At 62.5% G+C, this 12,989-nt stretch carries 10 protein-coding genes; 6 read left to right on the forward strand and 4 right to left on the reverse strand.

Translation table 11 applies throughout. From position 1 onward, the window contains the following. Positions 1-98: 98 nt before the first annotated feature. The 3 genes from FHS78_RS11285 to FHS78_RS11295 all read right to left on the reverse strand — a co-directional run bounded on the left by FHS78_RS11285 (position 99) and on the right by FHS78_RS11295 (position 5,542). Positions 99-1,844 carry a PAS domain-containing sensor histidine kinase gene (locus tag FHS78_RS11285; RefSeq protein ID WP_167094272.1) on the reverse strand — a complete coding sequence of 582 codons (1,746 nt, stop codon included), beginning with the start codon at positions 1,842-1,844 and terminating at the stop codon, positions 99-101. 295 nt (positions 1,845-2,139) lie between these two features. Continuing rightward, positions 2,140-4,794, reverse strand: a complete 2,655-nt coding sequence (pepN, locus tag FHS78_RS11290) for an aminopeptidase N (protein WP_167094274.1) — start codon at positions 4,792-4,794, stop codon at positions 2,140-2,142. A gap of 187 nt (positions 4,795-4,981) precedes the next feature. After that, entirely contained in the window at positions 4,982-5,542 is a 561-nt protein-coding gene (locus tag FHS78_RS11295; protein ID WP_205305289.1) for a hypothetical protein, read from the reverse strand. A 216-nt stretch (positions 5,543-5,758) separates the two neighbouring features. Between FHS78_RS11295 and FHS78_RS11300 the strand changes: the two genes are divergently transcribed. The 6 genes from FHS78_RS11300 (at position 5,759) to FHS78_RS11325 (ending at position 12,477) form a co-directional block, all read left to right on the forward strand. Further along, positions 5,759-5,899, forward strand: a complete 141-nt coding sequence (locus FHS78_RS11300; protein ID WP_167094276.1) for a hypothetical protein — start codon at positions 5,759-5,761, stop codon at positions 5,897-5,899. Further along, a complete protein-coding gene (locus FHS78_RS11305; RefSeq protein ID WP_167094278.1) occupies positions 5,896-7,020 on the forward strand; it encodes an acyl-CoA dehydrogenase family protein in 1,125 nt (374 codons plus the stop codon). Before FHS78_RS11300 ends, FHS78_RS11305 begins: the two co-directional genes overlap by 4 nt. A gap of 40 nt (positions 7,021-7,060) precedes the next feature. Further along, positions 7,061-8,290 carry an acyl-CoA dehydrogenase family protein gene (locus FHS78_RS11310; protein ID WP_167094280.1) on the forward strand — a complete coding sequence of 410 codons (1,230 nt, stop codon included), beginning with the start codon at positions 7,061-7,063 and terminating at the stop codon, positions 8,288-8,290. Positions 8,291-8,451: 161 nt separating this feature from the next. Then, complete coding sequence (gene mltF, locus FHS78_RS11315; RefSeq protein ID WP_167094282.1) at positions 8,452-9,879, forward strand: membrane-bound lytic murein transglycosylase MltF; 1,428 nt, start codon at positions 8,452-8,454, stop codon at positions 9,877-9,879. A 178-nt stretch (positions 9,880-10,057) separates the two neighbouring features. Then, positions 10,058-10,732: an OmpW/AlkL family protein gene (locus tag FHS78_RS11320; RefSeq protein ID WP_246220457.1), complete on the forward strand. Its 675-nt coding sequence runs from the start codon at positions 10,058-10,060 to the stop codon at positions 10,730-10,732. Between the two features lie 242 nt (positions 10,733-10,974). After that, positions 10,975-12,477, forward strand: coding sequence for a flavin-containing monooxygenase (locus FHS78_RS11325; protein ID WP_167094462.1), 1,503 nt, complete (start codon positions 10,975-10,977; stop codon positions 12,475-12,477). A 64-nt stretch (positions 12,478-12,541) separates the two neighbouring features. Here the strand turns inward: FHS78_RS11325 and FHS78_RS11330 are convergent, their stop codons facing one another. Next, positions 12,542-12,901, reverse strand: coding sequence for a hypothetical protein (locus tag FHS78_RS11330; RefSeq protein WP_167094285.1), 360 nt, complete (start codon positions 12,899-12,901; stop codon positions 12,542-12,544). Between the last annotated feature and the right edge of the window lie 88 nt (positions 12,902-12,989).

Genomic DNA, 12,989 nt, shown 5'->3' on the forward strand with positions numbered 1-12,989 from the left:
GATTGAACGAAGCGGATGTTCCTCATCCTGAGGAGGACGCTCGAGCGTCCCTCCCGAAGGATGAAGGCCCCGAACCCGGACTGCAAGTCAACGGTCGGTCAGAGCGGCAGCGTGAAGCTCACCGTCGTGCCGACGCCCTCGATGCTCTCGATGCCGAGTTCGCCGCCATGCATTTCCACCAGCGAGCGCGACAGGGCGAGGCCGAGGCCGGTGCCCTTGTGCTTCTTGTTGTGCTGGCTTTCCACCTGCTCGAAGGGACGGCCGATCTTGGGCAATGCGCTCGACGGAATGCCGATGCCGGTGTCGCGCACGGCAATGGTGAGCATGCCGTTCTCCGCCTTGCCGGTAACGTGAATGCTGCCGCCGGCCTGCGTGAACTTCACCGCGTTGGACAGCAGATTGAGCAGCACCTGTTTCACGGCGCGCTTGTCGGCCTGCGCATGGGGCAGGCCCGCGACTTCGTTGACGATCTTGAGATCGGCTTCCTCGGCGCGCCCGCTGACGAGGCGCAGCGACTCGCCCAGCACTTCGTTGATGTCGAGATCGTCCTTTTCAAGCGTCATCCGGCCCGCCTCGATCTTCGACATGTCCAGAATGTCGTTGATGAGTTCAAGCAGATGTTGCCCGGAGCCTTTGATGTCCTGCGTGTATTCGTGATATTTCGGCGCGCCGAGCGGGCCGAAAAGCTCCGACTCCATCATTTCCGAAAAGCCGATAATGGCGTTGAGCGGCGTCCGCAGTTCATGGCTCATATTGGCGAGGAATTCGGACTTGGAGCGGTTCGCCGTTTCGGCGCGCGTTTTCTCGACCGCGTATTTCTCTGCAAGGTCCACAAGCTGGCGTGCCTGCTCCTGCAGCTTCTGGCGCGAGGTCTCGAGGTCGCGCACGGTGCGCTCCAGTTCGCCCTTGCTCTCGGTGAGCTGTGCTTCCTGCGTCTTGATGTCGGTGATGTCCGTGCCGACATTCACATGTCCGCCATCCTTGGTGCGGCGCTCGCTGATCTGCAGCCAGCGCCCGCTGGGCAGGTGGATCTCGCGCACGCTCTCATTGCGCCCCGTGCCGGGCTGCGGCCAGCTTTCCGTAACCGAGGCTTGCGCCATGAGGTCCGGCAGGGTGACGCCCGGCGCCACGTCGCTTTCCGGCAGGTCGAGGAATTCGGCGAACTTGCTGTTCGAGGTTACCAGCCTGTTGTCGCCGTCCCAGAGCACGAAGGCCTCGCCGATGCTCTCGATGGCGTCGCGCAGGCGTTCATTCGCTTCCGAAACGCGCTTTTCGGCGAGCTTCTGTTCCGTGATGTCGATAGTGATGCCGACAAGCCGTTCGCTGGCCAGCCTTCCGCCGCCCCAGACCTGGCCCTTGGCATGCACCCAGACCCACGACCCGTCGGCATGCTTCAGCCTGAAATCGGTGTCGTAGGAGCGGGAAGGCCGGCTCGCCGCCTGCATGATCTCGTCGATCGCGGCGAGGTCGTCGGGATGCGTCAGCGCCTTCACTTCATTGGGCGACATGCGCCGCGAGGGCTGCTTGAGGCCGACCATGTCGAACATCGCCGCCGACCAGTAGACGCGGTTTTCCGTCAGGTCCCAGTCCCAGATCCCGCAGCGCGCGCCCGCGAAGGCCATGTCGAAACGCTGCTGGTTTTCGACCAGCGCGGCCTCCGCTTCCAGCTTGCTTTCGCGCAGATGCACGAGGAGCCAGGCAAGCGCCACATAGCCGGCCGACAGCAGGCCGGAAAAGGCGAGCGTGCGCGACCAGCCCTCGTCGAAATAAAGCGCGGCATTGAGCGCAACAAGGCAGGCCCCGGAAAGGGCGAGCAGAAGGCGGGCGACTTTTCCAGAAGACATGCCGAGCCATCCGTTCCGCCGGAGCGACGAATCCCATATGGCGGGCCTGCCGCTCATCTTGCCTATCGTCTCATGTCTGCCGGTGCTGGCGTCCGCCATGGCCTTGCCTGTATAGCCGTTCCGAATCAGTTACTTGAAAGGGATGATTCGGGTTGGGCACGGCTTTGTCCATAGTCGCGCGTTAACTTTTCATTAACCGATGCAAATCGGACTCAGTCCACAGACGATTGCATGGACAGGATAGCGCCTTTTCGGCGATTTTTCGCCAACTGGATCAGGCGAAATCCCATCTTGCTTACGCAAGCGTCTTGGTCGCGATTTCGTAGACGTCGCGGGACAATCCCTCGGTTTCGGCGATGCGCTTCAGCGCAGCTTCCATCTTCGCCCGGCGCCCGGCCTCGAATTGCCGCCAGCTCTTGAAACTGCCGAGCATGCGCGCCGCCACCTGCGGGTTCAGCCGGTCGAGTTCGAGCACCTTGTCGGCGACGAATTCGTAGCCCGCGCCGTCCTCGGCATGGAAGCGGACCTGGTTGGCCGCCGCGAAGCTGGTGATGAGCGCCCGCACCTTGTTCGGCCCCTTGATGTTGAAGGCCGGATGGGTGGTCAGACGTTTTATCCGGTCCAGCGTGTCCGGCCTTGTGGAGAGCGCCTGCAGGGTGAGCCATTTGTCCACGACCAGGTGATTGTCTTTCCAGCGGTCATAGAAGTCGGCAAGCGCTTCGTCATGCGCGGGCTCCTCCACATTGGCGAGAACACCGAGCGCGGCCATGGCGTCCGTCATGTTGGTCGCCTGCCTGTAATGCGCGAGGGCAAGCGCAACGCCGTCCTGCGATCCCGGCACGGCGGCCAGATAGGCAAGGCATGCATTGCGCAGGCTCCGGCGGCCGGCATGGTCGGCATCGGGCGAGTAGGGGCCGTCGACACGGAAGGCTTCATAGGTTTTCGCAAACTCGTCGCGAAGCTGCACCGCGATGGAGCCGCGCAATGTCTCCCGCGCCGCATGAATGGCGTCCGGGTCGACATCCTTGCCGATGGTTTGCGCAATCGTCTGCTCGCTCGGCAGCACGATCATCTGCGCCACATAGTCGGGATCGAGCGAGCTGTCGGCGAGCAGGGCGCGGATCATGTCGGCGAACGCCGTCCCCTGGCGGTTCTTGTCGCCATTGGCCTGCGCGCCGACAAGGCCGATCAGAAGTCCCGTGGCATAGCGCTGCGCCGCTTCCCAGCGGTTGAACGGGTCGCTGTCATGCGTCATCAGGAACATGAGATCGCGTTCCTTGAGATTGGCATTGAGCTTCACCGGCGCGGAAAAGCCCCGCAGCAGCGACGGCACCGGTTTCGCGGGCACATTGACGAAATGGAAGGTCTGTTCCTGCTCGGTCAGGTTCAGCACGCGCGAAGGGCCGATGGGCGCATCCTCGCCCTGAAGCTGCAGGGGAATGTCATTGCCGTCCGGCCCCACAAGCCCCATGGCGACAGGGATGTGATAGGGCGCCTTTTTGGGCTGGCCCGGCGTCGGCTGGCAGACCTGGCTCAGCGTCAGCGTGTAGCTCTTCCGGGTTGCATCGTAGGTACCGGATGCGAGTACTTCCGGCGTGCCGGACTGGCTGTACCAGCGCATGAACTGGTCGAGATCGAGGTCCGCGCCATCGGCCAGCGAGGAAACGAAATCCTCCACCGTTGCCGCTTCGCCGTCATGCCGCTCGAAATAGAGGTCCATGCCTTTGCGGAAGCGTTCCGGCCCCGCCAGCGTATGGATCATGCGGCAGAGCTCCGCGCCCTTTTCGTAGACGGTCGCCGTGTAGAAATTGTTGATCTCGATATAGGCGTCGGGGCGCACCGGATGGGCGAGCGGCCCGCCATCTTCCGGGAACTGATGCGCGCGCAGAAGTTTCACGTCGGAAATGCGCTTCACCGGCCGCGAGCGCATATCGGAGGTGAACTCCTGATCGCGGAAGACGGTGAGCCCTTCCTTCAGGCAGAGCTGGAACCAGTCGCGGCAGGTGATGCGGTTGCCGGTCCAGTTGTGGAAATATTCATGCGCGATGATCGCCTCGATCGCGGCATAGTCGGCATCGGTCGCCGTGTCGGCGCGGGCAAGGATATATTTGTCGTTGAAGACGTTGAGACCCTTGTTCTCCATCGCGCCCATATTGAAGGCGCTCACCGCGACGATCATGAAGATGTCGAGATCGTATTCGCGCCCGAAGCGTTCCTCGTCCCACTTCATGGAGCGCTTCAGCGCTTCCATCGCATAGGCGCAGCGGTCTTCATTGCCGGGCTCCACATAGATGCGAAGCGTCACCTCGCGGCCCGACATGGTCGTGAACTTGTCTTCCACATGGCCGAGCTTGCCGCCCACCAGTGCGAACAGATAGGAGGGTTTCGGGAAGGGGTCGTGCCATTCCGCGAAATGGCGTCCACCGTCCAGATCGCCGCTTGCCTCCAGATTGCCGTTCGACAGCAGCACCGGCGCATCGGTCTTGTTGGCCTCGATGCGCGTGCGATAGGTCGCCATCACGTCTGGCCGGTCCGGGAAGTAGGTGATGCGGCGGAACCCCTGCGCCTCGCACTGCGTGCAATAGATGTCGCTGGAAAGATAGAGCCCGGTCAGCGCCGTGTTTTCTTCCGGCGCGCAATCGGTCACGATTTCGAGGGTGAAGGGGCCGTCTGGTGCATCGAACAGGGTGAGTTGGGCCTCGTCGACCTGATAGCCGTTCGGGCTCACCGTCTCACCATTGAGCTTTACCTCGTGAAGCGTCAGCTTTTCCCCGTCGAGCACCAGCGGCGCGTCGGCGGCCTTGCTGTCGGGGTTACGGCGCACGGTCAGCCTGGAATGTACCCGCGTCGCCTTGGGGTCGAGAGAGATGTCGAGCGCCACTTCGTCGATCAGAAAGGCGGGCGCCGTGTATTCGGCAAGGCGGATGGTGCGGGGGTCTTCATTTTTCATCGATGATCACTCGAAACCGGGGGGCAATCGGGTCGCGGATATGCAAGGGGCAGGACTGGCGGCAAACTGCTTTTCCAGGCCCCTGCGCACCGGCCCGTGAACAGGAGATAATCGTTCGGGAAAGCTTCCGCAATTCGCATGGCGGAAATGGGGCGGGGAGGACGGATCGGGAAGCGCCCGTATGGGGTCAGGCGCCGCCGTTTCCCTCGTCTTCGGCGCCCTTGCGCAGCACTTTCGCAAGGGTTGCCGCGGCATCGTTGGCAATGTCCATGACGTCGTCCGGCAGGTTTTCCGGATTGTTGCGGGCCACTTCCATCAGCCGCTGCAGCAGCACCATGAATTGCGGGCTTGCCGCCATGATCCGGGCCTGTATCTCGCAGCGTTCCGGATTGAGGTCGTATTCGATGCCGGGGACGCGCCAGCCGCCGCCTTCATGGCCGCCCGTCACGATAACGGGATGGGTGCCGGGGACGGGGTGATTGGCCGATTCGGAGTCCGAGCGCCATTTGTTCGGCACCCGCAGCACATGCCACGCTTCCATATTGGGATCGAGATGGGTGAGGGCTTCGCTCTCCTCCGTCTCGAGTTCGTTGGCCCGGAACTCGCGGCCGAGACCCACATCGTAATTGATGCGCAAGGGCTCATCCATGTCCTTGACCCATTGCGGCACCAGCCGCTCGATCACGGCCCATGTGCCCACGGGGCGGACATAAACGCGCTGGTTCTTATGAAATTGTGCCTTGGCCATCCCGCAATATCCTTTGCCCCTAAGCCCGACCTTTCGCCTCGGGCATCATCGGCGACGGCCGGTTAGCAGGCTGTTAAAGAAAACGAATATTTCGCCATGGGAGACCGCGGAGTTTCGCAGTTTGGGAACGAGGCCGTTCGCGGGCGTCCCCGCCGCCTCAAGCCCGACGCGACGTAAAACAGGCGGGCCTTTTCAGATGGTGGAAATCCGGGAACAATGCGCGCCAAACGGATCGCCCCGGCGCTTGCCGGGACGGGCGACAAGACCATTTTTCCGGACTGGAAAGTCATGAAAGAGCCGGATCCGGCGGGCAGCGACGACGCTCCGCCGCTACCGGCCTTGCGGGAGGTACTATGAATTTCGATTTTTCCGACGATCAGAAAATGCTCAAGGAGCAGGTACGCAAGTTCCTGGGCGACAAGAGCGGCTATGACGTCGCGCGCAAGCATCTGGAAGGCAAGGACGCCTATGATGCCGGCGTCTGGAAGGGCCTCGTGGACATGGGCCTCACCGGCACGGCCATCCCGGAGGCCTATGGCGGCCTCGGCCTCGGCGCGCTGGAACTTTGCGTGATCGCCGAGGAACTGGGCCGCGCCGCGGCGCCGGTACCGTTCTCTTCCTCCATCTATCTCGCCGCGGAAGCGATCAAGCTCTTCGGCACGGAAGAGCAGAAACAGAAATGGCTGCCGAAGCTCGCCAGCGGCGAGGCCGTCGGCACGCTCGCCCTGGGCGAGGGTCTCAAGGCCGCCAACCCGCGCAACATCGAAACGGCGTTCGCCAACGGCAAGGTCAATGGCTTGAAGCAGCCCGTGGCCGATGGCGAAGCGGCCGATGTCGCCGTCGTGGTCGTGAATTCCGGCGGCAGCGGCGAGGGCGCGATCTCGCTCGCGCTGGTGGACCTCAAAGGCGATGGCGTCACGGCGGAAAGCCTGCGCACCATCGATCCGACGCGGCCCCATGCGCAGCTTGCCTTCAAGGATGCGCCCGCCGAGCTGATGGGCCCGGCCGGTCAGGGCTGGTCGCAGCTCCAGCGCGTGCTGGACGGCGCGGCCGTGCTTTTCGCCTTCGAGCAGGTCGGCGGTGCCGAGGCGGCGCTGGAAATGGCGAAGGAATATGCGCTGGAGCGCTACGCCTTCGGCCGTCAGATCGGCTCCTATCAGGCGATCAAGCACAAGCTCGCCGATATGTATGTGAAGAAGGAACTGGCCAAGTCCAACGCCTATTACGGCGCCATGATGCTGAACGACGAGGGTTCGGAACTCACCGAAGCCGCCGCCGCCTCGCGCATCGCGGGCAATGACGCCTATGTCTTCGGCGCGCAGGAGAACATCCAGACCCATGGCGGCATCGGCTACACATGGGAGTCGAACTGCCAGTTCCACTACCGCCGCGCCAAGCTGCTGGCTCTCACCGTGGGCGCGTCCGCCCAGTGGAAGGAGAAGCTCGTCTCGCGCCTCGAAGCGAAGAACGCAGCCTGAGCGAACCAAAAACAGAATTCGGCAAAGGGAAATTAACGTCATGGATTTCAACGACACACCGGAAGAAGCCAAATTCCGCGCAGAGGTTCGCGACTGGCTGAGCAAGAACGCGACGCTGAAGTCGGAAGCCAAGAACGCCAATGTCGACCGGACGCAGGATCAGGTCGTCAAGCGCAACAAGGAATGGCAGGCCAAGAAGGCCGATGCGGGCTATGCGGCCCTCACATGGCCCAAGGAATGGGGCGGCGCCGGCGCTTCGCCCATTCACAGCGTGATCTACGGTCAGGAAGAGTCGAGATACGACGTGCCCGGATCGATCTTCGCGATCGGTCTGGGCATGTGCATTCCGACCGTCATGGCTTGGGGCTCGGACGAGCACAAGAAGCGCTTCGTGAAGCCCGCCATTCGCGGCGAGGAGATCTGGTGTCAGCTCTTCTCCGAACCCGCGGGCGGCTCGGACGTTGCCGGTCTGCGCACCCGCGCGGAAAAGGACGGCGACGAATGGGTCATCAACGGTCAGAAGGTCTGGACCTCCGGCGCCCAGTTTTGCGATTACGGCATCCTGCTGACCCGTACCGACCCGAATGTGCCCAAGCATAAGGGCCTCACCATGTTCTGGATCGACATGAAGGATCCGGCCGTGGAAGTGCGTCCGATCCGGCAGATGTCGGGCGAAAGCGGCTTCAACGAAGTCTTTTTCACCGATTTGCGTGTGAAGGACAGCCAGCGTCTCGGCAAGGAAGGCGACGGCTGGAAGGTCGCGCTCACCACGCTGATGAACGAGCGCCTCGCGGTGGGCGGCAGCCAGGGCAATGCGGATGTGGACGATCTCATCCGTCTCGCCCGCGATGTCGATATCGCGGACGGCCCCGCCATTAACAATGGCGCGGTGCGCGAGCGCATTGCCGATTGGTATGTGCAGGCCCAAGGCCTGAAGTTCACGCGCTTCCGCACGCTGACCGCGCTGTCGAAGGGTGAGACCCCCGGCCCGGAATCCTCGATCAGCAAGATCGTGGCGGCCAAGAAGATGCAGGATCTCGGTTCCTTCGGCATGGACCTGCAGGATCAGGGTGGCATCATCCGCGACCGCAATGTCTCGCCGCTGGAAGGCGCCTATACCGAGCAGTGGTTCGGCGCGGCGGGTTACCGCATCGCCGGCGGCACCGACGAAATCCTGCGCAACATCGTGGCCGAGCGCGTGCTGGGCCTGCCGCAGGATGTGCGTGTGGACAAGGACAAGGCGTTCAACGAACTGCCCAAGGGAAAATAGGGCGGGGCACTTTCCTGCCTTCGCAAAGGGGTCCGGTTTTCCGGACCCCTTTTTTGCGTGTTCTGTCTTGAGTGGCCGGCGCGGGGCCGTGTTAGGCTCCCGTCCGGATCCAAAATCCGGGGCAGGGTTTGAAAGCGGCGCTGAAATCGGCAGTTTCATGGATGAGCGGAGTTGTGCGCGCCATGGGCGTATGGCTCAAGGCCCGCCTCCCGGCGACGCCGGCCGGTTATGGACCCTATTTCCCGGTCGTGGGCGTGATCCTTTTCGGTCTTGCGCTCTCCGTCATCCGTCAGCTCTACGTGCCGCCGGTCACGCCGGGCCTGGAAGGCATCCTTTCCGACGAGCGGCTTGTCGTTCTGACCCGCAACTCGCCCGCGCTTTATTACGAAGGCAGCACGGGCCCCACCGGCTTTGAATATGCGCTGGCCAGGGATTTCGCGGAATCCCTCGGTGTTGAGATTGTCTTTCGTATCTACGACACCGAGCCGGAACTGCTCGACGCATTGGCGAACGATGCCGGTCATATCGCAGCCGCCGGCATTGTCGCCACGGATGAGCGCCGCGAGCGTTTCGCTTTCACGCAACCCTATGAAACCGTGCGCCAGCTTGTCGCCTGCCGCCGGCCCGCAGGCCGCATCCGGTCGATGAAGGACCTGGAAGGGCGGCGTATATTGCTGGCGGGGGGAACCTATGGCGCGGACCTCTTCCGGCAGAAGGCCGAGGCCTCGGAAGGGATCGACATAAGTGTCGAGAATGCGTCGAACGACGAGCTTCTCACGCGCGTCGCGGATGGCGAGGCCGATTGCACCGTCGCCAACAGCATCACCTTCAAGGTCACCCAGCCCTACAGGATCGAACTCAGGAGAGCGTTCTACCTGTCGAAGGACGAGCCGGTCGGATGGGCTTTTCCCAAAGGCGAGGAAGAGCTGGACGGCAAATTGTCGGAATGGTTCGCCGAGGCGGAGAAGTCCGGGCTCGTCGCACGGCTGGAGCGCCGCTATCACGGCTTCCTGTCGCTTTTCGATTATGTCGATATACGCAGCTTCCGCCGCGCCATCGAGAATGTGCTGCCGAAATACGAAAAGGCGATTCGTCGCGCGGCCGCGGAGAGCGGCTTGCCATGGGAGTTGCTGGCCGCGATGTCGTGGCAGGAATCGCACTGGAACCCGAAGGCGCAGAGCCCCACGGGCGTGCGCGGTTTCATGATGCTGACCTTGCCGACCGCCAATGAACTCGGCGTGGAAGATCGCCTCAATCCCGTGGAGAGCTTGAATGGCGGCGCCAGATATCTCGCCGGTATCGAGGAGAGGCTGCCGGACGGGATCGAGGGAGACAACCGGACCTGGATGGCGCTGGCCGCCTACAATATGGGGTTCGGCCATTTGCTGGATGCGCGCATTCTGGCCGCTCGGCGCGGTCTCGATGCCAATTCGTGGACGGACCTTCGGCAGGTTCTGCCTCTGCTTCAAAGGCCGGAGATATATGCAACGCTTCGCCACGGAAGAGGCCGGGGCCGCCAGGCCCTTCATTTCGTGCAGCAGATCCGCACCTATATGTACATTCTTCGCCAGAGCCGCGGCCTGATTTGATCTCGGACAATGCCTTGAGCGCCGGTTCCTGTAGCTAGGGGTGCGACACCTCGCCATGCCACTGCGACCAAATGACCACTAAATTTTTATGGGCTTTGGCGGATGATGTGTCCGAACGAATTGCAATGCACCGGCGGGGCTGAAAACCGATTTCCGGTGCCGTCTCAAGGAGAAGAAAATGAAAGGCAACATGAAATATTCCGCACTCGGCAAGATTGCGCTGGGCGTGGTGCTGGCGGCGGGCGTGGCGTCCGTGGCGCCGGCTGCACAGGCGGCTGACGGTTTCAAGGGCAAGTCGGCGGGCGACTTCGTCATCCGGGCGCGCGCCATCGGCGTCATCCCGCGCGACAACGCGGACAATGCTTCCATTGCCGGCGAGCCCGATGTCTCGAACGAGTATGTCCCGGAACTCGACTTCACCTACTTCCTCACCGACAACGTCGCGCTGGAACTGATCGCCGCGACGACCCGTCACGATGTGAAGTGGAACGTCGGCGCCGCCCAGCTCGATCTGGGCAAGGTCAACCTGCTGCCGCCGACCCTGACGGTGCAGTATCACTTCATGCCGAAAGAGCGTCTGAGCCCCTATCTGGGCGCGGGCCTCAACTACACAATCTTCTACAATGAGGATGCGGGCTCCTCGATCACCTCGATCGACTATGAAAACAACCTCGGCTATGCGCTGCAGGCCGGTGTCGACTATGCGATCGACGACAGCTGGTCCGTGAACCTCGATGTGAAGAAGCTCTGGCTCGACACCGATGTGAAGATCAATGCGGGCGGCACGCCGGTCACCGCCAATGTGAACCTCGATCCCTGGATCGTCGGTATCGGCGTTGGCTACCGCTTCTGACATTGGCGGCGGTATAGGCGGACGGACGGTCTTCGAGGCTGGTCTTCGTCCCCCACCACCCGCAGCCCCACGGGGAAGAAGACGGGAGACCGGGCGCCGCCGGTACGGCTACCAATGATGGCTGCCCCTCGCATTGCGGGGGGCAGTTTTTTTGTGCTAAAAATAGGGTAATCACCCTAGTCGCCGCGGGGCGGCGCGGGCGCAAAACAACCGCATTGCTGGAGGAAAAGCCGTTGAACCAGATGGTCGATGGAACGGGGATCGATACGGCCCGGGTCAGGGAAGAGGGCCTGAGCGTTGCCATCCTTGGGGCCGGGGCCGGCGGCCTGTGCATGGCGATCCGCCTGCGGCAGGCCGGTATCTCGAATTTCACGATATACGAAAAAGCCGACCGCGTGGGCGGCACCTGGCGCGACAACACCTATCCCGGCGCCGGCTGTGACGTTCCCTCCATGCTCTACTCCTATTCCTTCGAGCCCAAGCTCGACTGGAGCCGGCGTTTCGCGCCCCAGCCCGAGATCGAGGAATATTTCGAGCATGTCGCGCGCAAATATCGCCTTTATCCGCATATCCAGTTCGACAGCGAGGTTCGCGCCGCCCGCTTCGACGAGGCGACCGGTCTCTGGCATCTGGAGATGAAGGACGGCCGCGAAGTGACGGCCAATATCGTCGTCTCCGGCGTCGGCCAGCTCAACCGGCCTTTCACGCCGGATATTCCGGGACTGGACGAGTTCGAGGGCATCGAATTTCACTCCGCCCGCTGGGAGCACGAGCACGACCTGACCGGTAAGACGGTCGCCGTGATCGGCAACGGCGCCAGCGCCATTCAGTTCGTGCCCGAGATCGCGAAGGTCGTGAAGGACATGACCGTCTTCCAGCGCACGCCCAACTGGGTCGTGCCCAAGGCCGACCGTCCCTACAAGGAATGGGAAAAGAAGCTCTATCGCGCTTTCCCCTTTGTGGCGCGGCTGCAGCGCTGGTTGATCTGGATGACGCTGGAGCGCAATTTCCTTGCCTTCACGCAAGGCAGCTTTTTCGGGAAGCTCTTCGAGAAGGCGTCGAAAAAGGCACTGGAAGACGCCATAGCCGATCCGGAACTGCGCAAGAAGCTCACACCCGACTATCCGGCGGGCTGCAAGCGTATTCTTCTTTCCAATGACTGGTTCCCCGCGCTTGCCCGTCCCAATGTCCATGTGGACGATCATGGCGTAGACCGCATCACCAAGGAAGGCGTCGTGACGAAGGACGGTGTCGAGCACAAGGTCGATGCCATCATTTTTGCGACCGGCTTCGAGGCGACACGCTTCCTCGCGCCGATGGATGTGACCGGCCGTGGCGGGCTCGATCTCAACGATGCATGGGCAAAGGGCGCGGAGGCTCATCGCGGCGTCGCGCTGGCGGGTTTCCCCAATTTCTTCATGCTCTACGGGCCGAACACCAATCTCGGCCACAACTCGATCATCTTCATGATCGAATGCCAGGTGAACTACATCCTGCAATGTATCGAAGCGGTGAAGGCATCTCATGCCCGCTACATCGACGTGAAGCCGGAAGCCATGGCGGAGTTCAACCGCGAACTTCAGGAAGACATGCAGAGCACGGTCTGGGCCGCGGGCTGCTCTTCCTGGTACAAGACCGAGGACGGCAGGGTGACCAACAACTGGTCGAGCTTCACCGCCCGCTACTGGTGGGAGATGCGCCAGCCCGATTTCGACGAATACTCCCTGGCAGGCGCCAACGCCTGAGGCGGGCCTGAACGACTAAATGCTGAGAGCGGGCGGGCGAGACGATCGTCCGCCCGTTTTTCCCCTAGCGGTGGCGTCGGGTAAGATCGCCGGAAATGGCGAGATAGACGAGCATCGCCACCGCCGCATAGACCGCGTTCAGAAGCAGCACGTTGAACCAGGGCGCACCGACGCCGAGCACGAGCTTGGCATTGAGCGAAGGAATGCCCGTCAGCACGACGGCCGCCACCACCACGCCCAGGGTCGGCCGGGTGTAGCGGAAGATCGCGGGCAGAAGCACGGCGATCAGGCACGCAATCGCATAGCGCGCCGGCATCAGCATCAATGACCATTTCTCCACGCCGCCGATGACCATGGCCGCCAGCGCATTGGCGACGGTGCCGGCAATCCCGGCCAGAAGAACGGCAATGACGATGCGTTGCATGGAATATTCCTTCCGTTGGATCCGGCGCAGCCTAACCGCCGGACGCACGTCCCTCCAGCCACATAATCGTGATGTGAACTCGGCGTAT

Source organism: Parvibaculum indicum, assembly GCF_011762095.1.
In the GTDB taxonomy this organism is placed as follows: Bacteria; Pseudomonadota; Alphaproteobacteria; order Parvibaculales; family Parvibaculaceae; genus Parvibaculum; species Parvibaculum indicum.

Coding starts and splice junctions, on each gene's coding strand:
- FHS78_RS11295 (WP_205305289.1), bottom strand. CDS start 5,542: ATGGCCAAGGCACAATTTCATAAGAACCAGCGCGTTTATGTCCGCCCC.
- FHS78_RS11285 (WP_167094272.1), bottom strand. CDS start 1,844: ATGTCTTCTGGAAAAGTCGCCCGCCTTCTGCTCGCCCTTTCCGGGGCC.
- FHS78_RS11325 (WP_167094462.1), top strand. CDS start 10,975: ATGGTCGATGGAACGGGGATCGATACGGCCCGGGTCAGGGAAGAGGGC.
- mltF (WP_167094282.1), top strand. CDS start 8,452: ATGAGCGGAGTTGTGCGCGCCATGGGCGTATGGCTCAAGGCCCGCCTC.
- FHS78_RS11300 (WP_167094276.1), top strand. CDS start 5,759: ATGCGCGCCAAACGGATCGCCCCGGCGCTTGCCGGGACGGGCGACAAG.
- FHS78_RS11310 (WP_167094280.1), top strand. CDS start 7,061: ATGGATTTCAACGACACACCGGAAGAAGCCAAATTCCGCGCAGAGGTT.
- FHS78_RS11305 (WP_167094278.1), top strand. CDS start 5,896: ATGAATTTCGATTTTTCCGACGATCAGAAAATGCTCAAGGAGCAGGTA.
- pepN (WP_167094274.1), bottom strand. CDS start 4,794: ATGAAAAATGAAGACCCCCGCACCATCCGCCTTGCCGAATACACGGCG.
- FHS78_RS11320 (WP_246220457.1), top strand. CDS start 10,058: ATGAAAGGCAACATGAAATATTCCGCACTCGGCAAGATTGCGCTGGGC.
- FHS78_RS11330 (WP_167094285.1), bottom strand. CDS start 12,901: ATGCAACGCATCGTCATTGCCGTTCTTCTGGCCGGGATTGCCGGCACC.